The organism is Candidatus Enterococcus murrayae, assembly GCF_017315985.1.
In the GTDB taxonomy this organism is placed as follows: domain Bacteria; phylum Bacillota; class Bacilli; order Lactobacillales; family Enterococcaceae; genus Enterococcus_A; species Enterococcus_A murrayae.
The window spans coordinates 1-24,952 of sequence record NZ_JAFLVR010000059.1 but is presented as its reverse complement, the minus strand read 5'-3'; the positions used below and the strand labels follow the sequence as shown (position 1 = coordinate 24,952).

The following is a 24,952-nucleotide window of genomic DNA, read 5'->3' as shown; positions in this document are numbered from 1 at the left end:
ACCTTTCTAAAAGTAATGGAAGCGTACACATCTAAAATAACAGATAACCGTAGGAAAATAAATGCTAAAAACGAATGTTTAGTATGCCAATTTGTATCCCTCAGAAAATGATTGAGCAGAAACGATAAAATAGTCGCTTTTTGAATAGTAACTATGCTTATTCGTGAAATTTTTGTTTAAAAGAAAACGTATGATTTGTTTTGTAAGCGCTTTAGAAAAAAGAAAGGACGAATGCTATGAAAAATCCGAGAATAGTTGTTGATCGGACAAAGCTGAGAGAAAATCTTGCATTTATTGCTTCCAAATTAACGGATCATGCACTTTCGATCATGGCTGTAACAAAGGTATTCAATGCACATCCGCAGGTAATCGCTTTGTATGATGAATGCCCTGATATCACTTATTTTGGTGATTCAAGGATTGAGAATTTGATGAGCTATCAGAACTCAAAAAAACAAAAAGTACTGATTCGACTGCCGATGATCAGCGAGGTTCCTGAAGTAATCCAATATGCGGATATTAGTTTTAATTCTGAGCTGACGACGATCCGGCAGCTTGATCAGGAGGCCGCGAAGCAAAAGAAGACGCATCGAATTGTCTTGATGGTTGATTTGGGTGATTTGCGCGAAGGATTTTTTGAACGTGAGGAACTGTATGACTGCATTCAAGAGGTTCTGAAGATGGATAATATCCAAATTTACGGCTTGGGCGTCAATCTAACCTGCTATGGCGCGATTATTCCCAGCTCGAAAAATTTAGGTAATTTGATTGAGATCCAAAATGAAATCAAGCAGCGCTTTGACCTGTCTTTAGAGATGATCTCCGGCGGCAATTCCAGTTCTTTGTATTTGCTGGATTCACCAACAGATATTCTTCCCGAGGGAATCAATAACTTGAGAATCGGTGAAAGCTTTGTACTTGGAAGAGAGACAGCCTATGGAGCTGATTATGAGCAAATGCATCAGGATGCTTTTACCTTGGCAGCAGAGATTGTCGAGATCAAGGAAAAGCCTTCTTATCCGGTTGGCGAGATTGGTGTGGATGCTTTTGGTAAAAAGCCGCATTACGTTGATAAGGGCAACATGAAGCGATGTATCGTAGCGATCGGACAGCAGGATGTCGCACTGGATGATATTGCTCCGAAAGACAAAGCTATCGAGCTATTAGGCGCAAGCTCCGATCATTTGCTTTTAGATATCACTCATACGAAACAGGAGTATCAGGTTGGCGATGAAATTGAATTTTCGATGTCCTATGGTTCAGTCTTAAGCACGTTCACTAGTAAATACGTCAAAAAAGAGTTTATTCGATAATAGGAGGGAAAACGATGTCAAGCAAGGAACAGCAGGAGAATCCAGCAACGGATTCAGGATCGTTAAAACGTGGGATGAAGATCCACCACGTGGCAATGCTGAGTGTCGGAGGAACAATTGGAACAGGGCTATTCTTAGGAACAGGTTATGTTGTTCAGCAATCTGGTCCAGGCGGAACCTTTATCGCCTATGGATTTGGGGCACTAATCATGGTCTTAATGATGTTGAGCATGGGCGAGATGCTCGTACAAATTCCGGTGGCAGGAAATGTTCAGGCGTATGCATCACAGTTTTTAGGCTATGGAGCAGGTTTTACAGTTGGCTGGGTGAAGTGGCTGCAATTAGCAGTGACGGTTCCCACTCAAATCGTGGCCTCTGCCATTATTATGGGAAATATTATTCCGCAGGTACCATCGCTGGTCTGGATCGTCGGGTTTGGTCTATTGCTATTTTTCTTAAATTCTCGTTCAAATGAAGAATACGGCTCCTCGTCCTTCTTCTTCAGCAGTATCAAAGTAATCTTGATTGTCGTATTTGTATTAGTTGGTTTGGGAATGATTTTAGGTGTTGGCGGCAAGGGTGTTGGTTTAGCTAATTACACCAATGATGGCGGGCTGTTTCCAACAGGCTTTAAGCCAATAATGATGTCGATGATGACAGCCGTTTTTGCATACAGCGGGGCTGATATGTTTGCGACAGCAGCCGGCGAGAGTGAAAATCCTGAGAAGAACCTGCCGCGGGCCATCAAAATCAGCTCCTTGAGTATCATTATCAGCTATGCCTTGACCTTGTTTGTCTTGATCGCTGTTTTGCCATGGCGCGAAGCAGATTTGATGGGCAGTCCGTTTGCGTATGTGTTTGGCAAATTAGGGATTTCATCAGCAGAAATGATCATAAACCTAGTTGTCGTGACATCAGCCTTATCTTCAGCCAATGCTCACGTATTTGCGGCGGTTCGAACATTATGGTCCATGGGGCATTATGAACAGGCACCAGGCTTTGTTAAGACAGTAAATAAACGAAAAGTACCAATGAATGCGCTGATCGTAACGATGATATTCACGGTATTTGCAGTCGCATCAAGCTTTATCTCACCAGACGTTGTCTATCTGTTTCTAACTTCGTTTATTGGGGCAGCAGAATTGGTCGTTTATTCGATTACCGGCTTATGTGCGTTGAAGCATCGAAAAGCCTTTTTAGCAGCCGGCAATACTATTTCAGATTTGAAATTCCGCATTCCGCTGTTTCCGGTGGTGCCCATATTATTAGTCATTCTGTGTATCTTAGTCGCTACTGGGATGATATTAGATCCGACGCAGCGTGGCGCATTAACTATGGGAGCACCTGTATTTATTGCATTATTTGTCGGAAGTACCTTATGGGCAAATACGAAGAAAAAAGAGAAGGCACCGAATAAATCGGTTGAATAAATCATTTAACGATTACTATGTAGAAAATAATTAGGAGGAACGAACTTGAAAAACGTAAAAGTCATTATTTGGGGAATGGGAGCCATGGGAAGCGGCATGGCAAAAATGCTGATGAAAAAAACAGGTGTCGATGTCGTAGGCGCTATTGATATCGGTCAGAAAGTTGGAAAACCAATCTTTGATGTACTGGGAGAAGAATTTCCCAACAATGAAAATATAAAAATCAGCACAGCAGAGGAAGTCATCAAGGAAAAGGCAGCGGATATCGTTCTGATTTGTACGGATTCCTTCACAGCAAAGGCCTTCGATAAAATCAAGAAAGTGGTCGAAAACAAGATTAATGTGATCACTAGTGCGGAGGAAATGGCGTTTCCAAAAGCTCAAAATCCAGAACTAGCAGAAAAATTAGACCAGCTAGCGAAGGAAAATGGCGTATCGATCCTCGGTACAGGAATTAATCCAGGATTAATTATGGATGTTCTGGTGCTGGTGATGACAGGTGCCTGCGAAGACATTCATCACATCACCTCTCGTCGAGTGAACTCTCTGTCACCTTTCGGCAAGGCCGTAATGGAGGAACAGGGAATCGGTATTTCAGTAGCAGAATTTGAACAGGGCAAAGCGGACGGCAGCCTAGCAGGACACGTTGGTTTCCCAGAATCGATTTCAATGATTGCAGAGGCTTTAGGAGTAAAACTGGATGCCATCAACCAATCGATGGATGCGATCGTTACCGATGTTGACCGTAAAGCTCCGTATGGCGAAGCTAAGGCGGGCTCGGTTGCAGGTGTTTCAATGAAGGCGAGCGGCATCAAAGATGGAAAAGAATTGATTGAGATGGATCATCCGCAACAAATCGAGCCAGAGCAGGTAGGAGTCAAAACCGGTGACTATGTGATCATTGACGGCAACCCGCAGGTAAATCTAGTGAATTCACCTGAAATCGAAGGCGGTGTGGGAACGATCGCGATGTGTGTCAATATGATCCCGCAAACGATCAATGCTCGTCCAGGCTTAGTCAGCATGATCGATCTGCCGATTCCACATGCCATTTTAGGCGACTTTAGAGATCAGATCCATGAAGAGGCAAAAATCGTTTAGAGACAAGGAAGGATTATGAGATATGGTGAAAAAAGGAAGCTGGGTACAGGTGCATTCAGTCGTTTTGACAACAAATGAACGTGCTCCGCAGGTACCAGAAAGTACGAAGAATGTCCCGCTGGAAATGTGGGTTAAGGGTTTTTTAACAGCAGATGCCGAGATCGGTGAAGAGGCTGAGATCAGGACCATTACGGGTCGTTTGGAGGCGGGAAAGCTGGTTCAGGTCGAACCAGCTTTCACCCATAGCTTTGGCAAATTTGTGCCAGAAATCTTGGAAATCGATCAAATGCTGCAGCAGGAATTATTCGGAGGTGAAGCGTAGTGAGAGACGATAGTTATCAAGCAGTTATGGCACGACGCGGAGAACTGATGGAGGCTTCCTTAAAAATCAACTACGAAGATTTTGAGCTGCTGGGTATTGCTTTTGATTACGAGAAAATGATGTCAGAAGCCGCGTACTCAATGGAAGAGATGATTGAGATTCAACGATCATTAGGAGTAGGTAATACTCCAGTCGTTGAACTAAAGAACTTGACCAAACTTGCACGAAAATATGCTCCGCAGGGAAAAGGTGCTCGTATCTTTGTGAAGGATGAGGCAGCGAATGCTTCAGGAAGCTTTAAAGATCGACGTGCAGCCATCTCTGTTTATCACGCCAAAAAATTAGGCTACAAAGGGGTAGTTACAGCGACTAGCGGGAACTATGGCGCAGCAGTCGCTTGTCATGCGGCAAAATTAGGATTGAAATGTATCGTCGTTCAAGAATGCTTTGATTCCAAAGGTGTTGGTCAGCCGGAAATTGTTGAAAAGGCTCGGAAGTGTGAGGCCTTAGGAGCAGAAGTTGTTCAGTTAACGGTAGGCCCAGAGCTGTTTTATCAATTTCTAAAATTGATCGAGAAGACTCAGTATTTTAATGCCTCCTTGTATACACCATTCGGTATTGCCGGTGTGGAAACCTTAGGCTATGAGATTGTTCAGCAATTCAAGCAGATGGGGCAGCAGCCGGATGTCGTTGTCGCAACCAATGCTGGCGGCGGGAATCTGACAGGAACTGCGCGAGGCATGCGTAAAGCCGGAAATACTACAACGAAAATCGTTGGCGCTAGTGTGGATCTGCAGGGATTGCACATGGCCTCAGACTTAGATTTCAATCGCAAATCATTTACCACTGGTCATACTGGATTTGGTGTACCATTTACTACTTCTCCCGACCGTTCGGATGTTCCAAGATCGGCGGCACGACCATTGCGGTACATGGATCGCTACGTAAAAATTCGTCAAGGAGAAGTGTTCTTCATAACCGAGGCTTTAGCAAACTTAGAAGGACTGGAAAAAGGTCCGGCAGGGAATACTTCTTTGGCTGTTGCTTTTGTATTGGCTCAGGAAATGCCGGAGGATCAGATCATTTTGGTTCAAGAGACCGAATATACCGGCGCTGGAAAAAGTGTTCAGCCGCAATTGTCTTTTGCTAGAGACAATGGGATCGATATCTATTTTGGTGATCCAGAAGAGGAAATTCCTGGTAAATCCATTGTCTTGCCTTCTTCGCCAGATAAGATTTCGGTGAATGATATCGACCTGTCCTATTTGAGACAGTCGCTTGTAAAAAATGCCTTAAAAGCATCTACAGAACCGCTATCAGAGATCGAACTGAATTATTTAGCCGAAGAGATCAACGGCTCGGTCGAACAGGTACAACAAATCATTGAAAATTTGAACTAAGAGGTGACGGAAGTGGAAAATAAAGTAGAAAATGTGAAGTTTGAAGAGGCTAGAAAGCACTTGGCATCTTTGAGTGATGATGAATTGAAGGCCCGTTTTTGGCAATTAGCCGAGGAAGTGGTTGAACCGATGCTGGAGATGGGGAAAAAATATACCTCTCCTTCCATTGAGCGCTCTGTTTTGCTGCGTATGGGTTTTTCCTCAATTGAGGCGACAGAAATCGTGAAGCGTGTGTTGTCCCATGAACTAATGGGCAAAGGCGCTGGACACATTGTCTATCGCATTGCCAAAGAGAATGGACTGAGCGTCCGGGACGCTGGTTTAAAACTAGCAGACGGCGAACTTTGGGATCAAGTAGATCGTATCTTCAAGGAGGCAAACTAATATGTCAAAAGAAATCAAGCTAGATGAAAATAAAAAATTAGACATTCACGAAATCTTGGATGATTTAGCCAATTATCATCCGAGACGCCGCGGGTGGACGTGGCGGACGCCTGTGCCAAGATATAAGATGCACAGCTTTGAATATCAAGATATGGCAGAATCGTTGAAGAAATATGTTCCGCTACCATCAGCGAAGTATTTCGACAATATCGATCCTCAAGGAACCTCCTCGATTACTACGGAAATTGCTTCTGGCCGTTTTGAGGACGATGTTCGCAGAATGCGAATGGCTGCTTGGCATGGAGCCGATCATTTAATGGTTATTCGTACGGCAGGGCAATCCCATTTTGAAGGATTGATTGAAGGAACGCCTCAAGGAATCGGCGGCATTCCGATTACTCGAAAACAGGTGCGGGCACAAAGAAAAGCGTTGGATGCCATTGAGGATGAAGTGGGACGTCCAATTAATTACCACAGCTATGTATCTGGGATCGCTGGTCCTGAGGTGGCTGTAATGTTTGCTGAAGAAGGAGTAAACGGGGCTCACCAAGATCCGCAATACAACGTCTTATACCGTAATATCAATATGATTCGTTCCTTTGTGGATGCCTGCGAATCCAAAAAAGTAATGGCTTGGGCCGGCATCGCTCAAATAGATGGTGCTCATAACGCCAATGCGACTGCACGGGAAGCCTGGAAGGTAATGCCTGAATTGATGGTTCAGCATGCGATCAATTCGATCTTTTCACATAAGGTAGGGATGGAAAAGGCAGATATTTGTTTGTCGACGGTACCGCCGACAGCACCGCCTGCGCCTTCGATGTATTTAGATTTGCCATATGCTGTCGCATTACGAGAATTCTTCAGCGATTATCGGATGCGTGCGCAGCAAAATACCAAATATATGGAAGCGTCTACCCGTGAAGCGACTGTGACGCATGTCTTGAACTTGCTGATCTCAAAATTGACCAGTGCTGATATTCAGTCCACTATCACACCAGATGAGGGCCGGAATGTTCCGTGGCATATTTACAATATTGAAGCTGTAGATACGGCTAAACAAGTATTTCAGGGATTAGACGGTTTTGGCGATATGGTGAAGCTGCTTGATGACGGACCATTGCGTGAAACCGCACGTGAAATCAAAGAACGAGCTGTCCTGTTCTTCGAGGGAATCATTGAAGCCGGCGGCTATTTCCAAGCGGTTGAAGATGCCTTTTTCGTTGATTCTGGCAATTACCCAGAGCGAAACGATGACGGGATCTCCCGCAAAATCAATGGCGGGGTTGGCGACAACACGGTTTACGAACGAGATGAGGATTATTTGGCGCCGGTTACTGCGCACTACGGCTATAATAATGTCGCTCAATATGACGAAACAGCAGTTGATGAGCCGGCCAAGCTAATTGACGGTTCGACGTTTGAAAAACCAGAGAAGATTATTTTTATTGATGAACTAGATGAAAACGATAATGTTAATGTTCGTTTAGAAGAAAACAAAGAACTGCGGGAAAATGATCTGATCAAGCCAGAAGCAGAGTGGCAGGGCGATGGTATTATTCTGCTGACGATGATGATTCCAGAATCAAAACGGGTAGCTGAATTCGCGGCACTGGAGATCGGCAAGAAGATGGGACTGGTGGACTGCGAAGTAATCAATAAGGAAGTAATGCAGGCTGCCGAAGGAACACGGATCGAGCTAAAGGGACGTGTGCCATTCACGATCGATAAATCAACATTGACGATTCCTGAGGAGCCAAAAATCCTTTCAGATGATGAGATTCGAGAAGAAGTAAAACGCCAAAAAATGGTACTCGTAGCTGGAACAGTAGGAGAGGACGAGCATTCTGTTGGATTGCGTGAAATCATCGATATTAAGCACGGTGGAATCGAGAAGTACGGAATGGAAGTTCACTACTTAGGTACTAGTGTGCCAGTCGAAAAATTAGTGGATGCAGCGATTGAATTAAATGCCGATGCGATCTTGGCTTCAACGATCATCAGTCATGATGATATTCATTATCGCAATATGAAACGGATTCATGAGTTAGCGATCGAGAAAGGGATTCGTGAAAAAGTCATGATTATGGCTGGCGGTACTCAAGTGATTCCAGAGATCGCTGTTCAAAACGGAATGGATGCCGGCTTTGGCCGCGGAAGTAACGGTGCGAATGTTGCAACGGCGTTAGTTGAGCGCAGGAGAGAAATGGAAAGAGAAGAAGGCTAATGAAAATTGATATCTTAGTAGCAGAAATCGGCTCTACGACAACCGTAGTCAATGCTTTTCAAGGTATCCATAGTGAACAGCCGGTCTTCTTAGGACAAGGTCAGGCAGCAACAACTGTGCTGGAGGGCGATGTTCGGATCGGTTTAGAAAATAGTATCAACGATTTACAAGAACGTTTGGCAATCGATAGTCTAACCTTTGATGAAATGTTTGCGACCTCCAGTGCGGCTGGCGGATTGAAAATGACGGTTCATGGGTTAGTTTTCGACATGACTGCTCGTGCAGCAAAAGAGGCGGCATTGGGAGCAGGAGCGATCGTCCATATGGTCACAGCGGGCAAGCTGCGTCGAACGGATATGAAAAAAATAGCCGATTCCTCCCCCAATATTATTCTGATTGCTGGAGGCGTCGACTATGGCGAACGTGAAACGGCACTGGACAATGCAGAAAGGATCGTTGATTTAGGGCTGTCGATTCCGGTAATCTATGCTGGAAATATCGAGAACGACGAGGAAATCAAGCTGATTTTTGAAAACAGTCAGCAAGAGGTGTATATTGTCGAGAATGTGTTTCCAAAAATTGATGAATTAAACGTTGAGCCTACCCGAAAAGTAATTCAAAATGCCTTTGAGAAGCATATCGTCCATGCACCTGGGATGGAGCATATCCATGATTTAGTCAATGAAACAATCACGCCGACGCCAGCAGCAGTGATGAACCTCAGTCAATTACTATATGACAAGATTGGTGATGTATTAGTAGTAGATGTGGGCGGTGCCACAACGGATGTTTACTCAGTGACGGAGGGCACGGAGGCCATTTCAAAGATTCAGGTTGCTCCTGAACCAGTGGCGAAACGGACGGTTGAAGGTGATTTGGGGATGTTCGTAAATATGGAGCATGTCATCGAAATCATAGGGGAAGAGCAGCTGATCAAGGAAGGTCATGATCTAGCAAATTTACGACAAGAATATCACTCGATTCCCAAAAATGATGCAGAGAAAAGCTTCGTTAAACGGTTGGCTGAAGCAGCTGTTATGACCGCCGTTGATCGCCATGTCGGTGCGATTCGTTATGTTTATGGCCCTTCTGGAAGAGATACGCTGGCTCAAGGAAAGGATCTCTCAAATATTCGCTATGTAATCGGCACGGGAGGCGCCTTAACACGCTTGGATAATGGTCCGGATATCTTGAAAAAAATACGAAAAGAAGAGTCGGAAGCAAAATTATTGCCGACAGGTATCCCAAAGATCTTGATCGACCATGATTACATTATGTCCTCGTTAGGTGTCTTAGCATGCAAATATGAGGATGCGGCATTAAAATTACTAGAAGCGTCATTGGGCTGCTCGTTGATTACAGAGAAGATAAATCCTGCGTTGACTTCTTCTCAATAAAGCGCTTTTATGTTAGACTGATACTAGATGAATACAATTGAGTATGTAAATAATCGTAAAGATTATGATGGAAGTTGGTGAAAAGCCAACGCTGTACCCGCAACTGTAAGGACGAACACGTCCAAGTCAGGAACATCGTGAGTACTCAATCACTTTTTCGGGAGTAAGAAAGTGGCTATATAACCATGAAAGTAGCCGCTTTGTCTCGCAACAAAGCGGCTTTTTTTTGTTTTAAAAAGATTCCCCAATCTTTTTAATCCTATTTAGTAATTTAGATCCACTGGACTTTGGCGGTCTTTGAGTGAATCTGACTTTGCTGACGAATAACAGAATACAGATATTGAATACTTTCATGGTTGCTGCTTGCTTTATTGATCACGACATTCACCGGTTCATTGGTGGATAGTTCTTTAATGATTGAAATCTGTTTTGAGTCGATCAAATGGCGGATTCTTCCTACTCGAACGATGCCTAGCATACTGTTGTGTAAGACGGCCTCTTGTACGACCTCATCACTAGTAGAATCAATGATCTGTGGTGTGTTGAGTGATTGCTTAAACGAGTTATGGTAGTTATAATATTCGGATTGGTCTACAACGATCGGATAGCGTTCAAAATAATCCTCTAACTGAAAGTTGGGACGATAATAGTTGGTGTTGATACATAAGACAACGCTTTCATAATCGATCGTTTCATACCGTAAATCAGAGGATGCGATGTTGCCTGAGATGATTCCTATATCGATCTCGTTTTTCAATAGCTGACTGATCGTCTCTTCGTTGCTGGACCCATGCAATTCAAAAGAAACAGTCGGATTCTTCTTGCTTATTTGACGAATTGCAGGTAAAAAATAGCGAAAACAATAGTAATCGTGACCTTGCAGATGAATCAGATGATTCTTCCCGTACTCACTCGGAATTCCTTCTATGAGATTCACTTCTTTTAAGATATTGATAGCACGCTTATATAGCTGCTCTCCTGCGTAGGTCAATACATATTTTCCTCTACGTTTCTCTAATAAATTGGTTCCTAGATGCTCTTCTAAACTTCTGATGTGTTTGGTGACTGTAGGCTGTGAATAATTCAGTTTGATAGCCGCTCTGGTAAAGTTTAGTTCTTCAGCGACAACTTGGAACGTTTGCAGTGTTCGAAATTCCATAATCTCCCTCCAAATAATTTTCTGAAAATAATTCCCACAAAAAAACACTACCGACAAAAATAATTTTTAACATTACTCCCATTATAATATAAAAATAGCCCATTGTATAGGAGCTGAAGGTGATTGAAGCCCTCGCGGAGGAACGAATAAAAAAACTAATCTTTAATGATTAAAGTGAAAAAAATCACATTAATGATGAGGAAAATTGATGGATATTTCATCAATCTTTATAAAAGAGACTATTCTACTCGAGGGAATAGAGAAATAGTTGGAAAAACTCCAAGAAAGTTTTTTTCAAATTTTTTCAATCAATAGATGACTGATAGAGGAAAAGAAATGCTTACCGATTTTGACAGGAGAATTCGGTTTTTTTAGTATTTTTTCTTTTTTTGTAAGAGTCATTGTGAAGTGTTTCCCTTTTCGCTATACTCTTAATGATAACGCTTTTAATTTTTGGGAGGTGGAAGTTTTGTTTATTTATCAACTGTGAGTTTGAGTTAGATGTGGACTTAGAGTCTCTAAGTCAATGAGTAAACAAAATTTCCCTCCTGTCTTTAGTGCGTGATTTTACGTTTATTTTCTATGGATCGGAGGAGCATACAACTTTGTATGTTTCTTTTTTGTGCGCTCAACCACATGAAGTATCTGCAGCACATAAAAAACGATGAGGAGAATGAATATGAAAAAGTTTAGAATTGGTCTAGCAGTATTAGCGGCGGTTTTTGTTTTAGGAGCATGTGGCTCGAAAAAAGACTCTGCAACGGAAAAAGAAGAGAAGAAGGATATCAAAATTGCCTGTAACCAAATATCCGAGAACTCACTAAAAGCTGCGAAAAAATCAATGGAAGCAGAAGGCTATACCCCAGAATTCGTCGTCTTTTCAAATAATATAGAAGCCTTGCAAGCCGTTCAAGATGGAAATGTAGATGCTTCGTTTGCACAGCACGAGCCTTTCATGAAATCCTTCAATGAACAAAAGGGCGGCGATTTGGCAATGATGAAGCCTCATGTTTATTACACGGGGATCGGTTTATATTCTAGCAAACATGATAAGATCGACGAATTGCCGGATGGCGCCCAGATTGCCATTATGAATGATGCGATGAACCGTGACAATTCTTTATTGATGATGCAGGATGCGGGCTTGATTAAATTGAATGATGAGAAGAAGTCTGGTTACACTGCTTTAGATATCGTTGATAACCCGAAAAACTTTAAGTTTGTTGAGATTGAGCAGGCGCAAACAGTGCGCAGCTTAGAAGATTTAGATGCGGCGACTTGCTTCTTTACCTTTATGTTTAACTCGGGAGAAGATTACAAGGACTATTTGATTCGCGACCAGCATGCTGAGGATTTCCCTATCAGCTTGATCGTAAAAGACAAGAGCAAAGATACGGATTGGGCAAAGGAAATCAATCAGTCCCTTGCTACAAAAGAGAGCAAAAAAGGCATCAACGATCATTTCAAGGGAGTGTTTACTTTCTATGAGTAATTTTCAAGAGCTGGATCGGCGATTGAGCTATTTATTGGAAATGCCGCGTAAAGTCGTAGGAATCAGTTTCTTGCGAAGCCAGCAGGATTTTGACGCCTATGATGCACCAGCGACAACAAAATTAGTTCCATACTGCCGCGCGGTTCAGCAAGCGACAGAAGGTGTCAGCGTCAAAATATCGATTGACAATTTTGGCTGCCCCGCATCTGCAGCTGCCTTAGGTCTGATCGAGAATGATGAATATAGTGCCAGTGGACAAAAGCATGCCAAAATGGGTGTTTATAAGGATATTGAGGTGAGTAAAGGCATTGCGGATGATATGGTCTATTGCCGCGAGCCTTCTTACGGCATTGCGGTCGAACCAATCGACGCGTGGAAAAGTGCGCCGGATGTCATTCTGATCATCACGACGCCGTTTAACGCGATGCGGATATTGCAGGGCAACGCATATTTTAACGGACAGGCGAAAAATATCAAGATGACGGGGATGCAGGCGATCTGTCAGGAGGGCACCTCCTATCCTTATGAGACCGGTCTGATCAATATTTCAATGATGTGTTCCGGTACACGGTATGTTGCACGATGGAAGGATGAAGAGCTGTGTGTCGGCATTCCTTTTGAGAAATTTGAAACCGTGATCGAAGGACTAGAGGAAACATTGAATCCGATGGAGCTATTGGAGAAGAAACGCAAGATCATCAAAAAAATCGCAGAAGATGATGTGCCGGATTTTTATGATGTTCGCAAAAGAGATAATTATTTTAGAGGCGCTTATCAGGGCGTAAAACGTTAGGTGTTGAGCAGATGGAGATAGTTATCGATCAAATCAATAAAAGCTATGGCAAACAAACGATTCTAGAGAATATATCTCTGACGATCCCCGCCGGCTCTATTATGGGAATCTTAGGGATCAGCGGTGCTGGAAAATCAACGTTGCTGCGATGCATCAATGGGTTGGAGCAAAGCCAATCGGGCAGTATCAGGATCGGTACGCAGGCGTTGGAGAAGTTAACAGAAAAGCAATTACGAGAAATGAAGAAGAAAATCGGAATGATCTTTCAGGGGAATTCGTTGATCGAACAAAAAACGATTTATAAGAATGTTGCGCTGCCGCTAGAATGCAGCGGCTATTCTAAAGAGGCCATTAAGGAGCGGGTAGAAGAGCTATTAGCAGAGGTCGGGATTGCGGACAAGGCGCACATGAAGCCACGACAGCTATCTGGCGGACAGAAGCAGCGTGCGGCGATCGCCAGAGCTTTGACCATGAATCCTGAGGTTCTTCTTTGTGATGAAGCAACTTCGGCACTGGACCCCAACATCACTAACGGTATTTTGGAGCTGCTGCTGAAGTTGAACCACAAAATGGGGCTGACGATCGTAGTTGTGACCCATCAAATGGAGGTAGTGAAAAAGATCTGTGACCGCGTGGCCATTTTACAAAAGGGAAAAATCGTAGAAGAAGACACTGTTCAGCAGGTTTTTCTCAATAATTCTGAAGTATTGCAGACGATCACTGGAGAACAGCAGACAGATTTTGGCGAACTGAAGGCGAATCATTGTTTGGTAAAAATAGTCACTCATCTGGAAGAGGATCTCTTGGCTATGTTGCGGCAAGCGGGAGTAGCGGCACCGCATTTACTGAAGGCAACTACTGAACAATTTAAAGAGGAGACCCTAACAACACTGATAGTATCAGTACCTAAAGAGGATATTGAGAAATTACTGACACTTGCTGAGCAGGGGCACTTTATTTGTCAGGAGGTGAAGGGTCGTGAGTAATACAGTCTTGATCACGCAGGTACTGCTGCCAAATTTAGTCAGTACGCTGATCATGGTGCTGGTTTCTTCAATGATAGCCACGATCATTGGTTTTGCCTTGGCAGTTGTTTTAGTAATTACTAATAAAAAAGGGTTGTCGCCCAATGTAAGGATTTATCGTTTGTTGGATTTTGTCGTGAATATTATTCGCTCTTTTCCGTTTATTATTTTGATGGTGGCTTTGATGCCGTTTACTCGTTCATTAGTAGGGACAACGATTGGAACCTCAGCAGCGATCGTTCCTCTGACCTTTGCAATGACTCCGTATGTGGCGCGGTTATTTGAAAATAATTTATTAGAGATTAATCCCTATACTCTGGATGCAGCGAAATCAATCGGTGCGACGCATATGCAGATTATCTTCAAGGTGATGCTGGTGGAGGCTTTTCCCAGCATGATCTCAAGCTTGACCTTAGCGATTATCTCCGTGTTGGGTTACACGGCAATGGCGGGAACTGTTGGTGCTGGCGGTTTGGGAGCAGTAGCGATCACGTACGGGTATCAAAATTTTGATAACACGATCATGTACAGTACGGTGGTTCTACTGATCGTTTTTGTGCAGCTCGTTCAATGGATCGGCAGTCTCTGTTACAAAAAAGCAAAAAGTTGATTTCGATCAGAGCGCAGGCATCCTTGCGCTCTGATTTTGTCAGTCACGCGTTTTACAGTAAGTATATTTGATAAAACCAATGAAAAGTGAAACGGATGGTTGTCTACGCTGCTTAGTGCGACAAACGATTTTCTTAATGAACGGTAGAGCCGAAAGCTTGCTTTAACGGAAAAAGACCTGCATCTAAAAAGCGAGAAAGCAGGTCGTTTTTTTTCAAGAATCGTCTGATTTTGAAATTGGTATCAGGTATAATGAGGCAACAACGCTTTTTGAGGAGGGGCTATGGAGACAAATCATATCAAATTGAATTTGCAATATATCAGTATGCAGATTCCTTACTGGATGGGCTTTTCGGTATTGGGGACCTTTACATCCGTATTTTTGTTGTCTCGCGATTTTACGAATGGTCAGATTGGGATGGTCTTGTCATTGGCGAATTTACTTGCCGCAGTAGTCCAGCCGTTTTTGGCGTCATTTGCTGATCGGATGATACGGATTCGCTTGTCGCAGTTGGCGGCTGGAATGGCGGTCCTATTGACTTTGTTTTCGGGCATTTTGCTGGCACTGCCGAAAGCATTTTTGATCGTTGCATTTATTTATACGTTACTCTACGCGTGTCTCGTACTTCTGCAGCCGTTGACGATCGCTATTGGGACGTTTTTTATCAGTCGCGGTTACGGTTTGAATTTTGGTGTGGCACGTGGTCTGGGCTCATTGGCCTTTGCGGCGGCCGCGTCTGTGACCGGGATGCTGATCGAGCGCTATTCCCCAACGATCATTTTGTATTTATTGATTGGTATTTTTTTATTCTTCGCCTTGATGGCGCTGCTTATCGATACACGAAAGCAAGGTGGAAAGTACTCCGATTCTTTGATTGCAGAGCCTCATCATGAAAAGCAGTTAGAAGAACCGATCGGTCTGCTTGCCTTCACTAAAAAATATAAACGCTTTATGTTTTTATTATTTGGTGTCTCATTATTATTTGTTTATCATACGATCATTAACAGCTATATGTTCCAAATTATGCAGCCATTAGGCGGAACAGCTGCGAATGCCGGCGGCTCTTTATCCGTTGCAGCTCTTAGTGAATTGCCGACGATGTTTTTCTTTACCTGGGTCCTGCGGCGCTTTAAGATTCACTCGCTCATGCGGTTTGCTGCATTCTTTTTTTCAGTCAAAGCGGTACTGATCCTATTTTCAGGCAGTATCTTCTTGATCAATGTGGCCCAGAGCTTGCAGATGGTCGGATTTGCAATGCATACGATGGCATCTGTTTACTATACGAATCAGATCATTCCGCAAAAGGATTTAGTCAAGGGTCAGACCTTGATGGCGACTGCCAATACGATGGGCGGCATTCTTGGCGCCTTTATCGGCGGTCAGATGCTGAGTTTTTTATCTGTCTCGGCAATGCTTTTAATCGGGACAGTGATCTCGCTTGCCGGAACGCTGATCGTTTGGCTGTCTGTAGAAAAATAAAGTTAAGAAAGCGTCTATTTCCATAATGGGAATAGGCGTTTTACTTCGTTTATTTTTTTAAATAGGATAGAGTAAAGTTTGTAATAATCGATAATGACGTCAGTCTTGTTGTTTTATGCATGACAGACTGATATACGATGAGAGAGATGTATTTATTCGTATGAACGAGGAGGTCGATTATGAAACGTTATCGTTACTATCTGATTATTCTTGTGATCGCTGGTCTTTTTGTTGTTCCGCAAATTTGGACCCAGAAGCTGATCTTAGGGGCGGATGCCCTATTCCATTACAATCGCTTTTATGAGACTGCGGAGCAAATGAAAACCGGAAATTTCAGCTATTTTATTTCGATCTTCGGCTTTCAGCAGTCGGGGCGAATCGTCAACGCAGTGTATGGACCGTTGTTTTCCTATTTGCAGGGCGGACTGGTTTTGCTTGCAGGCAGCTGGTTCCGTTATCAGGTGTTGTCGAATTTTATCGTTCTTTTAGTGGCCGGCTTTTCGCTATTCAAACTGCTGACTTATGGCAAGATTAAAGAAAATCCAGCATTGTTTGCGGCAATTATTTTTATGACAACCTATAGCATCAATTATTGGATCTTGAATCAGGGCTTTACTAGTTGGGGAACCAGCCTGCTGCCCTTGTGCTTGATCCCGTTGGTGGATTTGAAAAATGGTCATTTTCCGGTCGTTAAGATCGCTGCAAGTATGGCTCTAATGACGCAGGTGCATATGCTGACTGCTGTGATGCTGGGCTTGATCTACTTTCCATTTTTTATCTCTTACGCGAGAAATCGCTGGGGCGAGGCTTTGCTTGACTTGCTAAAAGCGATGGGCTTATACGGCTGCTTATCAATCAATGTCTGGGTCAGTCTGCTCTTGATCAACACAGGGGATCGCTTGAAGATGCCCTTTACCAATCCGCAAATGAGTGAAAAGGCCATCGATTTGGGCGGAGCCTATTGGCTGCACTATCCGGGGAGCTTACGACTATTGCTGATTATCGGTTTTCTCCTTTGCCTTGTGTATTGGCGCAGTGTGCAGCGTTTTACGAAACAGCTTTTGATTTTTAGCGGAATCTTCTTGCTGCTTTCAACGAGTATCGTTCCGTGGGATTGGCTCGTTGCCCATGAGGTGCCGCTAATATCATTGATCCAATTTCCGTTTCGTTTTTTTGCACCATTCACAGTTCTATTTTTTTTCTTCATTGCCTCATTAAGCAGTGAGTTAGCGAACAAGAAGTTTCTTCCGATCGTTTTGGCTTTATTCAGTGTGATCAGTATCGGGCAGAATCTACGGATTTTAACTTATGATCTGAATCAATGGGGACAACAGACTTTGACCAGCAAGCATACCTTTGTCCGTGCTTCTGAAAAGGAAGCTAGGCAAAGCTTTTATGATAAAGACATGCAAAAAGCGTTAAAGCTGGTTGAAAAATCCAGCCCTGATTATTTACCGATCTATCATGAAAATACGAAAAATAAATACGTTAGCTACGAAAAACAAATTCTCACACCGCAAACAAACGTTACGAAGACGGTCAAAAAGAATCAGCTGGAGCTTTCTTGGCAAGCGGAAAAAACTGGGAATGTCCAACTGCCGGTGATCGTCTATCAAAATACAAAAATAATGGAAGGGAATCGAGAGGTTTCCCCAGTTTCACTTTCTACTATTGGTGTACCTACAATCAAGCAAAAGATTGGAAGAAATACTGTTCGTCTGCGCTATGATCCGCCAGGCTATGCAACAGTGATTTTTGCTCTTTGTGGGCTGAGTTGGTTCGCGGTGTTATCCTGGTGGGCTTATCGGTTCTTCATGGATGCAGGTTAATTTTGGCAATCTTTTCTACTATCGGGTAAAATACAAAAAAGAAATGGAAGGATGAAGCACAATGACAAACTATAACAATGAAAAAGATCGTCGTTTACGTGGTTCGATGGCACCTAAGACAGATGAGGACGTTGCATTAGCTGGAACAAATTCCAGTGAAACAGAGGATAAGCAGGAAGCGCTGGCCGGCAGTAATTCTGGCGAACCAAAGGAGATTGCCCGCTCTGGCTCTAATGCGGTGGAAGAGGAAGAACCTCATACTTCATTGAAAGACGAAGCGAAAAAAATCATTCAAGAGATTGAAGATAAGATTGATCGAAAGAAATAAGCAGTGAAAGAGTTAAGCGATGGATAATTATTTAGAGATTTACGAGCACTGGTATCCGCGAAGCTACGGATTAAATGATTATCCGACAGAATGTCATGTGACCTATTCGAATGCGGAACGTAAACTGCTGTTTGGAAAATTAACGGAGGCGCAGCAAGCGCTGATCAATCAGCAAAGAAAATACGAGGTACGTTCACTGTTTTTACAGAAGCAGTACTTGCAGACATCGGACTGGGAATTTGTCGCATTGAATATCGATGACGAATATGAGCGTGGAGTCCATAGTCAGTTGAAATGTGCCTGCGGTCGTCCACTGAAATATCAGTTCGTGATTGAATCGAAGAGCAAGCAGCAGGAGATTCGTCTAGGAATTCAGCATTTCAAGGATCATTTAGGGATTTCGCAGCAGGTGGCAGAGGAAATCAAAAAAGGTGTTGCGCATGTAGATTTGGCCTTGGATGAATTGCTTTGGCTGACAGAAAAGGAGATTTCTTTTCCTGAAGATCTGTGGCAGCGTTACGTCTTTGCCTATTATCGAAACAACACTCTCCGCCGTCCGCTTCCCTTGAATCAAAAACTAGCAGAACGGGTCGTCCAGTTTCGAGAAGCGCAGATGCCGCTGTTTATTGGCGACTATCTGAGCGTGGTCACGGAAATCAATCAGGTTGATCGAGAAGTTTTTGATCGGCAGGAGAAGAATTTCTTGGCAGATAAAACAGTCTTTGAAGCCTATTTAGGGGACTTTCAACAGGATATCCAAACCTCTATTTATCTGGATCGAAGGTTTTGGGGACGTAAGCTGACTGATTTTATTCAATTAGAACGTCACGGTGGGGCGACTTATGAAGAAGCAAAAGTCCGCTACTTTGATGATTTATTATCGTTTTTACTCGTATTGAAGGAGCCAAATAAAGCGGAGCGGAAGATCCGCAGCTTTGAGATATTTCATCAAAAGAAATACGGGAATGCGGAGTTGATCGTCTTTCTTATTGAAAAGTATCAGCAATATCAGTTCACGCAGAATTTTTTCTTGGCGATACCGAAAGTCTATCGAATCGGTATACGAAAAGCGATTCAACGAAAACAGAAGAAATAAAAAAATCCGATTTGTGTCGGATTTTTTTTATTTGAGTTTATAACGCAATAGGGTTTTTTGCTTCGCCGGAATGACCTTACGGGGATCAGATAAATAGATTTCCCGATGAATATAATTTCCCATCGTAGTCGCATGGGTGAGACTATTTTTCTCCATAAATTCGTGGATTTTAGCGAAGGTCGCTGGTTCCTCATCATATGAACCAAGATGGATCGTTTGCACTACGGGACCTTCTTCGTATTCAATGAAGGTTGCTTCTTTGATATGCGGATTTTGTTTCTTTTGGAAGGTCGGTTCAACGACAGCTAGGAAGTCTTCTTTTGTGAGGCGATCAGGTTGACGAATCATGATTTGATAGATGAGTTCGTCTTTGTTCACTGGCCCATCACCGGGATCTTTTTCAGAGGTCCAGACACCCTCCAAGGGATAGACGGTGTATTCAAACGGCTCGCCTAGCTCTCCTTTTTTTAGCTTCATTCGAAGCGCATAGGACAGGGCATAGAGTGCACTGATTTGCTGGCCGAATAAATCGCTGTTAGGATTTCCATTTCCTGAAAGGCAAATGAATTTGTAATTTGGGATTGTTTGGACGTCAATTTTTTTTGGCAGATAAACGTGTTTTTCAGCTTTGCGCCATTCGTACTTCATCGGATACTACCTCCCTGTAGTTACTAAAATCAGTTTACGTGATTTTATTTAATAACGCAAAAAATGATCGATAAGCTGTGTGATTTCTGATTTTTATGGGATAATGAGGGTACGAATACCATTAGGAGTTGAAAGCAGATGTTTGATTCGCAAAAGGTGAAAGAATTAAACGAGTTGGAGTTGCTCGTCTATACCTTTATCGTAGAAAATATGGAACGAATAGGCGGTTTGACGATCCGTGATCTTTCAGATAGCTGTCACGTGTCTACGTCGACTATCCTGCGCTGTTTAAATAAGCTTGGATATTCAGGCTATGCGGAGTTTAAATATGCATTAAAAGAGAACCTTTCACGACAGGGACAATCCTTTGAAGCCTTTTACGATGCGAATGTGCATGTTGATGCTTTTTTAAAAAAGGTAAACAATGAAAGCTACCATGTGGTGATTGATCCGGCGATCGAGCTGATATTGAACAGTAAGCATATTGTCTTTTCGGGGATTGGAACAAGCGGTACATTAGGGACCTATGGGGCTCGCTATTTTTCTAATTTGCTATTTAATGCTTACGCCATTACAGATCCTTTTATTCCCGTCCCAACAAGAGGCTTGGATACGACATTGATGATCGCATTGTCTGTTTCTGGTGAAACAGTCGAGATCATTAAGCAGATAGAATCCTTTAAGCGGTACGGAGCAAAGATATTGAGCATCACCAACGATCAGCATTCAACAATCGCACAAATGGCGGATTTTAATATTTCCTATTACATGCCAGAGGTCGCAGGCCCCGATCCGACAGAGGAGTCTATCAATTTAACGACACAGGTCCCGGTCATCGCACTTTTGGAAATTTTAGCGCACCAGGCTTATCAGAGAGAAAATGATGCGAAGGGGTAATTAGCAGATTAAGCTCGGTGATCATAAAAATTCTATCAACTATTCTAAACTAGCTGTCTAAAAAACAGTTAGTTTGTTTTTTTTATTGGAACATGTTTCTGACTGTTTCGGAAGTATTCCAATCGGGGACAGCATCCATTATGATGAAACTGTAAACGGATACAAAAAATGCGAATGGCCATCGCTGCACCATGTTTTTGGATACCAATTCTACTTTTTGCTTCATAGAGGATTAGTAGAAGAGGAGAAGCAAGAAAAATAAACACATTAAATTGAATAAGGAGAATCATTTATGAATAACTTTATTAACGAGAAATTATTACCCCCTATTTTAAAATTTGTAAATACAAAGGCTATTACTGCTTTACGTAATGGGATGCTGTACACCATGCCATTTACGATCGTCGGCTCTGTTTTCTTGCTTTTAGCGAATTTCCCAATTCCAGCAGTTTCTGAATGGGTTGCTGGCAGTGGTTTGGATGTTTATTTTAATGAAGCATTTGGCGCATCATTTGCTATTATGTCAATTTTTGCTGTAATGGGCATCGCTAATTCATATGTGAAAGAAGAAGGATTTGAAGGGCTGCCAGCAGGAATGATTGCGCTAGTGGTTTTCCTTTTAACGATGAAATCCAGTGCAACCAATGCAGAAACAAATACGATTGTGACCAATGTCATCGATAAGACTTGGACAGGCGGTCAAGGGATGATCAGCGCCATTTTAGTTGGTTTATTTGTGGGCTGGGCCTACTCTTGGTTCTTGAAACGCGATATTCGCATCAAATTGCCAGAGCAAGTACCTGCAAACGTGGCGAACTCATTCACCGCATTGATTCCGGCAGCGGTAATCACTACCGTTTCATTAATTGTTTACGTACTCTTTGATAAATTTCTCAATACGACTGTGGTTGAATCCATCTATAAAGTTATTCAAAGTCCGATGCAAGGAGTTACTGATACCTTTGGCGGAGCAATGATGCTTGGTTTCCTAGTACCATTCTTATGGTTCTTCGGTGTTCACGGTTCAACGTTAGTCGGTGGAATCATGGGACCGATTCTGACAGCGAACTCATTGGAAAATACAGCGATTTTAAAAGCAGGAAAAGAATTAACTGTTGCTAATGGCGGGCATATTGTTACGCAGCAATTTTTAGATCAATTCATGACTGTTACAGGTGCTGGTATGACGATCGGAATCGTGATGTACATGGTCATGTTTGCTCGCTCTGCTCAGTTCAAACAATTAGGGCGCTTGGCCTTGCTGCCGGCATTCTTTAATATCAACGAACCGATCTTGTTTGCTACACCCGTTGTAATGAATCCGATCATGGCTTTACCATTTATCTTGACGCCGATGATTTCAGGAGTGATCACATACTTCTCACTATACACAGGACTTGTGCCATTATTTACTGCGGTACAAGTACCTTGGACAACACCACCGATTATCTCAGGATTTCTAGTTGGCGGCTGGAGAACCGCTCTTTTACAAGCAGTTGTTTTAGTCATCGGCTTCTTCATCTATTTACCATTCGTCCGCAAGGTAGATTCATTGAACTACCTGCAAGAGCAAGGTGAAAGCATGGAACAGATCGAAAAAGACTTAGAAAATAAAAATGAAAAAGCTGAAGGACAAGCGACAGTCTAATCAAAAAAGAAATGAAGAGGTAGGACCATGAGTATTTTTAAAGAGAATTTTTTATGGGGCGGCGCAGTTGCCGCCCATCAGCTAGAAGGCGGTTGGCAAGATGGCGGGAAGGGTGTGAGTGTGGCAGATGTAATGACTGTCGGCGCTCATGGCGTACCACGTCGAATCACTAATGGTGTTCTAGAAGGAGAAAATTATCCCAACCATGAAGCGATCGATTTTTATGGGCGCTACAAAGAAGATGTGAAGCTGTTTGCGGAGCTTGGGTTAAAATGTTTTCGCACGTCAATTGCGTGGACTCGAATTTTTCCTAATGGAGATGAGACGGAACCGAATGAAGCGGGTCTGCAATTTTATGATGACCTTTTTGACGAATGTCTAAAATACGGGATCGAGCCTGTCATTACATTGTCACATTTTGAGATGCCCTACCATTTAGTTACTGAGTATGGCGGTTGGCGAAATCGTAAAATGATCGACTTCTTCGCGCGTTTTTCTGAAGCCTGCTTCACTCGTTACAAGGATAAAGTAAAATATTGGATGACCTTTAATGAAATCAACAATCAGGCCAACTATAAAGAAGATTTTGCACCATTTACCAATTCAGGTTTGAAATTCGAAGCTGATGATGATCGGGAAAAAATCATGTATCAAGCCGCTCACTACGAGTTGGTGGCTAGTGCTAAAGCGATCGAGATTGGTCATACGATCAATCCTGATTTTGAAATTGGCTGTATGATCGCCATGGTTCCGATCTATCCTTACTCCTGCAGTCCTTCTGATATGATGGCTGCGACAGTAGCGATGCAGCGCCGTTATTGGTTTACCGATGTGCATTGCAAGGGACGTTATCCAAGCTATATGAAAGCGTACTTCGAGCGCAAGGCATTTCAGTTGGACATTACGGATGAAGATGAAGCGCAGTTAACGAAAGGAATCGTTGACTATATCGGCTTTAGCTATTACATGTCTTTTGCAGTTAAAGATCATGATAAAGGCCCTGCCTATGATTATGACGAAGCCAATGATTTGGTCGGAAATCCTTATGTTAAGGCTTCAGAATGGGGCTGGCAAATCGATCCGACCGGATTGCGCTATGCGATGAACTGGTTTAATGATCGCTATGAGCTGCCATTATTTATCGTAGAGAATGGATTTGGGGCGATTGATGAGATTTCTGAAGATGGCGAGATTCATGATGAGTATCGAATTGATTACTTGCGTGAGCATATTGAAGCAATGCAAGAAGCAGTCATTTATGATGGAATCGATTTGATGGGGTACACACCATGGGGATTCATTGATCTGGTTTCTGCTGGAACTGGCGAAATGAAAAAACGTTACGGCTTCATTTATGTCGATAAAGACAATGAAGGCTCCGGAACGTTGGATCGAAGTAAGAAAGATTCGTTCCATTGGTTCCAACAGGTAATCGCAAGTAACGGAGAAACATTATAAGGACTAATTTGACCTTCGCAAAGAACTTGGTCGTAAAGTTGAAAGAAAAAAGTGCTCGAAATTGGAGGCAGGAATGATGAGTAAAAAGACAATTATGCTAGTTTGCAACGCTGGTATGAGCACCAGTATGTTAGTGACTAAAATGCAAAAAGCGGCAGAAAATCAAGGATTAGCGGTTGATATTTTTGCGATTGCTGCTGCGGATGCGACAAATAAACTGCAGGAGCGTGAAATCGATACCGTCCTGTTAGGACCACAGGTGCGTTTTATGCAAAAACAGTTCGAAGAAAAATTAGCGCCATTGGGAATTCCTGTGGATGTCATCAATATGACAGATTACGGGATGATGAATGGTGAGAAGGTGCTTGGGCAAGCAGTTGCTATGATCCCTAGCTAACGTATTCGTGAGAAAAAATGAAGGATGGGTAATAACATGCAGGAAGAAAATTTAGAAGCAGTGATGGGATTGATTATTCATGGCGGTAATGCTAAAAGCAATGCCATGGAAGCCATTCAAGAGGCCAAAGGCGGCGATTTTGAACTAGCTGATGAGAAAATCAAGCAGGCGGAAGAATCATTGGTTGAAGCGCATCACTCGCAAACAGGACTATTAACAAAGGAAGCACAGGGAGAGCAGCTCAAGTTGAATTTACTGACTGTTCACAGCCAAGACCATCTGATGACTTCCATCGCTTTTACTGATTTGGCTAAAGAGATCATTGATGTTTATCGAAAAATGAGCGCATAAAGAAATCCCTCTTCATTTGGAGAGGGATTTTTGTTAGTTATAAGTAAAGAACGGTGCTTTTTAAACCACAAGGCGTATTAGCGGGGAGGATAGACCAATCCATTTTATCGATCACATCTGACGAATAAATCCGATTTTTTCCTCAATAGAGAGAGTGTAATATTAACT

23 protein-coding genes and 1 riboswitch are annotated in these 24,952 nt (G+C 42.8%); of the genes, 21 read left to right on the top strand and 2 right to left on the bottom strand.

From position 1 onward, the window contains the following. The first annotated feature begins 236 nt into the window (after positions 1-236). Genes orr through JZO85_RS19240 form a run of 8 tightly spaced genes read left to right on the top strand, consistent with a single transcriptional unit; the run spans position 237 to position 9,574 of the window. Entirely contained in the window at positions 237-1,313 is a 1,077-nt protein-coding gene (orr, locus tag JZO85_RS19275; RefSeq protein WP_207110143.1) for an ornithine racemase Orr, read from the top strand. 14 nt (positions 1,314-1,327) lie between these two features. Continuing rightward, complete coding sequence (locus tag JZO85_RS19270; RefSeq protein ID WP_207110142.1) at positions 1,328-2,743, top strand: amino acid permease; 1,416 nt, start codon at positions 1,328-1,330, stop codon at positions 2,741-2,743. A gap of 45 nt (positions 2,744-2,788) precedes the next feature. Next, positions 2,789-3,844: a 2,4-diaminopentanoate dehydrogenase gene (gene ord, locus JZO85_RS19265; RefSeq protein WP_207110141.1), complete on the top strand. Its 1,056-nt coding sequence runs from the start codon at positions 2,789-2,791 to the stop codon at positions 3,842-3,844. Between the two features lie 22 nt (positions 3,845-3,866). Then, the gene (ortA, locus tag JZO85_RS19260; protein WP_207110140.1) at positions 3,867-4,166 is read left to right on the top strand and encodes a 2-amino-4-oxopentanoate thiolase subunit OrtA; all 300 of its coding nucleotides are present in this window, start codon (positions 3,867-3,869) and stop codon (positions 4,164-4,166) included. After that, the gene (gene ortB, locus JZO85_RS19255; RefSeq protein WP_207110139.1) at positions 4,166-5,566 is read left to right on the top strand and encodes a 2-amino-4-oxopentanoate thiolase subunit OrtB; all 1,401 of its coding nucleotides are present in this window, start codon (positions 4,166-4,168) and stop codon (positions 5,564-5,566) included. Before ortA ends, ortB begins: the two co-directional genes overlap by 1 nt. A 12-nt stretch (positions 5,567-5,578) precedes the next feature. Continuing rightward, positions 5,579-5,950 carry a D-ornithine 4,5-aminomutase subunit OraS gene (locus JZO85_RS19250; protein WP_207110138.1) on the top strand — a complete coding sequence of 124 codons (372 nt, stop codon included), beginning with the start codon at positions 5,579-5,581 and terminating at the stop codon, positions 5,948-5,950. 1 nt (position 5,951) lies between these two features. Beyond that, complete coding sequence (gene oraE / locus JZO85_RS19245) at positions 5,952-8,177, top strand: D-ornithine 4,5-aminomutase subunit OraE (protein ID WP_207110137.1); 2,226 nt, start codon at positions 5,952-5,954, stop codon at positions 8,175-8,177. Next, positions 8,177-9,574 carry a GlmL-related ornithine degradation protein gene (locus JZO85_RS19240; RefSeq protein ID WP_207110136.1) on the top strand — a complete coding sequence of 466 codons (1,398 nt, stop codon included), beginning with the start codon at positions 8,177-8,179 and terminating at the stop codon, positions 9,572-9,574. Before oraE ends, JZO85_RS19240 begins: the two co-directional genes overlap by 1 nt. A 29-nt stretch (positions 9,575-9,603) precedes the next feature. After that, positions 9,604-9,730, top strand: a riboswitch (cobalamin riboswitch). A 115-nt stretch (positions 9,731-9,845) separates the two neighbouring features. Here JZO85_RS19240 and JZO85_RS19235 read toward each other — a convergent pair. Further along, positions 9,846-10,733, bottom strand: coding sequence for a LysR family transcriptional regulator (locus tag JZO85_RS19235; RefSeq protein ID WP_207110135.1), 888 nt, complete (start codon positions 10,731-10,733; stop codon positions 9,846-9,848). A 679-nt stretch (positions 10,734-11,412) separates the two neighbouring features. Here JZO85_RS19235 and JZO85_RS19230 point away from each other — a divergent pair. From JZO85_RS19230 to JZO85_RS19195, 8 genes are all read left to right on the top strand, one after another. Then, complete coding sequence (locus JZO85_RS19230; RefSeq protein WP_207110134.1) at positions 11,413-12,225, top strand: MetQ/NlpA family ABC transporter substrate-binding protein; 813 nt, start codon at positions 11,413-11,415, stop codon at positions 12,223-12,225. Continuing rightward, positions 12,218-13,018: a DUF169 domain-containing protein gene (locus tag JZO85_RS19225; protein ID WP_207110133.1), complete on the top strand. Its 801-nt coding sequence runs from the start codon at positions 12,218-12,220 to the stop codon at positions 13,016-13,018. The genes JZO85_RS19230 and JZO85_RS19225 overlap by 8 nt, the downstream gene beginning before the upstream one ends. Positions 13,019-13,029: 11 nt before the next feature. Further along, positions 13,030-14,004: a methionine ABC transporter ATP-binding protein gene (locus tag JZO85_RS19220; protein WP_207110132.1), complete on the top strand. Its 975-nt coding sequence runs from the start codon at positions 13,030-13,032 to the stop codon at positions 14,002-14,004. Then, positions 13,997-14,653, top strand: coding sequence for an ABC transporter permease subunit (locus JZO85_RS19215; RefSeq protein WP_207110131.1), 657 nt, complete (start codon positions 13,997-13,999; stop codon positions 14,651-14,653). Before JZO85_RS19220 ends, JZO85_RS19215 begins: the two co-directional genes overlap by 8 nt. Before the next feature lie 282 nt (positions 14,654-14,935). Further along, complete coding sequence (locus JZO85_RS19210; RefSeq protein ID WP_207110130.1) at positions 14,936-16,132, top strand: MFS transporter; 1,197 nt, start codon at positions 14,936-14,938, stop codon at positions 16,130-16,132. Positions 16,133-16,311: 179 nt separating this feature from the next. Further along, positions 16,312-17,961 carry a hypothetical protein gene (locus tag JZO85_RS19205; protein WP_207110129.1) on the top strand — a complete coding sequence of 550 codons (1,650 nt, stop codon included), beginning with the start codon at positions 16,312-16,314 and terminating at the stop codon, positions 17,959-17,961. 61 nt (positions 17,962-18,022) lie between these two features. Next, positions 18,023-18,289 (top strand): rRNA processing protein, encoded by a 267-nt coding sequence (locus JZO85_RS19200; protein ID WP_207110128.1) that lies wholly within the window; start codon positions 18,023-18,025, stop codon positions 18,287-18,289. Positions 18,290-18,308: 19 nt separating this feature from the next. Next, positions 18,309-19,385 (top strand): hypothetical protein, encoded by a 1,077-nt coding sequence (locus JZO85_RS19195; protein WP_207110127.1) that lies wholly within the window; start codon positions 18,309-18,311, stop codon positions 19,383-19,385. Between the two features lie 27 nt (positions 19,386-19,412). Here JZO85_RS19195 and JZO85_RS19190 read toward each other — a convergent pair whose 3' ends face one another. Next, on the bottom strand, positions 19,413-20,033 hold the full coding sequence (locus JZO85_RS19190) for a GyrI-like domain-containing protein (protein ID WP_207110126.1): 621 nt from the start codon (positions 20,031-20,033) through the stop codon (positions 19,413-19,415). Positions 20,034-20,171: 138 nt separating this feature from the next. Here JZO85_RS19190 and JZO85_RS19185 point away from each other — a divergent pair, with 138 nt between their 5' ends. From JZO85_RS19185 to JZO85_RS19165, 5 genes are all read left to right on the top strand, one after another. Next, positions 20,172-20,930 (top strand): MurR/RpiR family transcriptional regulator, encoded by a 759-nt coding sequence (locus JZO85_RS19185; protein ID WP_207110125.1) that lies wholly within the window; start codon positions 20,172-20,174, stop codon positions 20,928-20,930. A gap of 292 nt (positions 20,931-21,222) precedes the next feature. After that, positions 21,223-22,578, top strand: a complete 1,356-nt coding sequence (locus tag JZO85_RS19180; protein WP_207110124.1) for a PTS sugar transporter subunit IIC — start codon at positions 21,223-21,225, stop codon at positions 22,576-22,578. A 27-nt stretch (positions 22,579-22,605) separates the two neighbouring features. Continuing rightward, complete coding sequence (locus tag JZO85_RS19175; protein ID WP_207110123.1) at positions 22,606-24,036, top strand: 6-phospho-beta-glucosidase; 1,431 nt, start codon at positions 22,606-22,608, stop codon at positions 24,034-24,036. Positions 24,037-24,112: 76 nt separating this feature from the next. Further along, complete coding sequence (locus JZO85_RS19170; protein WP_207110122.1) at positions 24,113-24,433, top strand: PTS sugar transporter subunit IIB; 321 nt, start codon at positions 24,113-24,115, stop codon at positions 24,431-24,433. A 36-nt stretch (positions 24,434-24,469) separates the two neighbouring features. After that, entirely contained in the window at positions 24,470-24,784 is a 315-nt protein-coding gene (locus tag JZO85_RS19165; RefSeq protein WP_207110121.1) for a PTS lactose/cellobiose transporter subunit IIA, read from the top strand. Positions 24,785-24,952: the final 168 nt, after the last annotated feature.

What these genes read in the sequence shown, in the direction of transcription:
- JZO85_RS19230 (WP_207110134.1), top strand. Translation starts at nt 11,413, where the DNA reads ATGAAAAAGTTTAGAATTGGTCTAGCAGTATTAGCGGCGGTTTTTGTT.
- JZO85_RS19190 (WP_207110126.1), bottom strand. Translation starts at nt 20,033, where the DNA reads ATGAAGTACGAATGGCGCAAAGCTGAAAAACACGTTTATCTGCCAAAA.
- JZO85_RS19210 (WP_207110130.1), top strand. Translation starts at nt 14,936, where the DNA reads ATGGAGACAAATCATATCAAATTGAATTTGCAATATATCAGTATGCAG.
- JZO85_RS19240 (WP_207110136.1), top strand. Translation starts at nt 8,177, where the DNA reads ATGAAAATTGATATCTTAGTAGCAGAAATCGGCTCTACGACAACCGTA.
- JZO85_RS19180 (WP_207110124.1), top strand. Translation starts at nt 21,223, where the DNA reads ATGAATAACTTTATTAACGAGAAATTATTACCCCCTATTTTAAAATTT.
- JZO85_RS19170 (WP_207110122.1), top strand. Translation starts at nt 24,113, where the DNA reads ATGAGTAAAAAGACAATTATGCTAGTTTGCAACGCTGGTATGAGCACC.
- JZO85_RS19270 (WP_207110142.1), top strand. Translation starts at nt 1,328, where the DNA reads ATGTCAAGCAAGGAACAGCAGGAGAATCCAGCAACGGATTCAGGATCG.
- JZO85_RS19200 (WP_207110128.1), top strand. Translation starts at nt 18,023, where the DNA reads ATGACAAACTATAACAATGAAAAAGATCGTCGTTTACGTGGTTCGATG.
- oraE (WP_207110137.1), top strand. Translation starts at nt 5,952, where the DNA reads ATGTCAAAAGAAATCAAGCTAGATGAAAATAAAAAATTAGACATTCAC.
- JZO85_RS19185 (WP_207110125.1), top strand. Translation starts at nt 20,172, where the DNA reads ATGTTTGATTCGCAAAAGGTGAAAGAATTAAACGAGTTGGAGTTGCTC.
- JZO85_RS19195 (WP_207110127.1), top strand. Translation starts at nt 18,309, where the DNA reads ATGGATAATTATTTAGAGATTTACGAGCACTGGTATCCGCGAAGCTAC.
- JZO85_RS19175 (WP_207110123.1), top strand. Translation starts at nt 22,606, where the DNA reads ATGAGTATTTTTAAAGAGAATTTTTTATGGGGCGGCGCAGTTGCCGCC.
- ortA (WP_207110140.1), top strand. Translation starts at nt 3,867, where the DNA reads ATGGTGAAAAAAGGAAGCTGGGTACAGGTGCATTCAGTCGTTTTGACA.
- JZO85_RS19205 (WP_207110129.1), top strand. Translation starts at nt 16,312, where the DNA reads ATGAAACGTTATCGTTACTATCTGATTATTCTTGTGATCGCTGGTCTT.
- JZO85_RS19225 (WP_207110133.1), top strand. Translation starts at nt 12,218, where the DNA reads ATGAGTAATTTTCAAGAGCTGGATCGGCGATTGAGCTATTTATTGGAA.
- JZO85_RS19220 (WP_207110132.1), top strand. Translation starts at nt 13,030, where the DNA reads ATGGAGATAGTTATCGATCAAATCAATAAAAGCTATGGCAAACAAACG.
- JZO85_RS19165 (WP_207110121.1), top strand. Translation starts at nt 24,470, where the DNA reads ATGCAGGAAGAAAATTTAGAAGCAGTGATGGGATTGATTATTCATGGC.
- orr (WP_207110143.1), top strand. Translation starts at nt 237, where the DNA reads ATGAAAAATCCGAGAATAGTTGTTGATCGGACAAAGCTGAGAGAAAAT.
- JZO85_RS19235 (WP_207110135.1), bottom strand. Translation starts at nt 10,733, where the DNA reads ATGGAATTTCGAACACTGCAAACGTTCCAAGTTGTCGCTGAAGAACTA.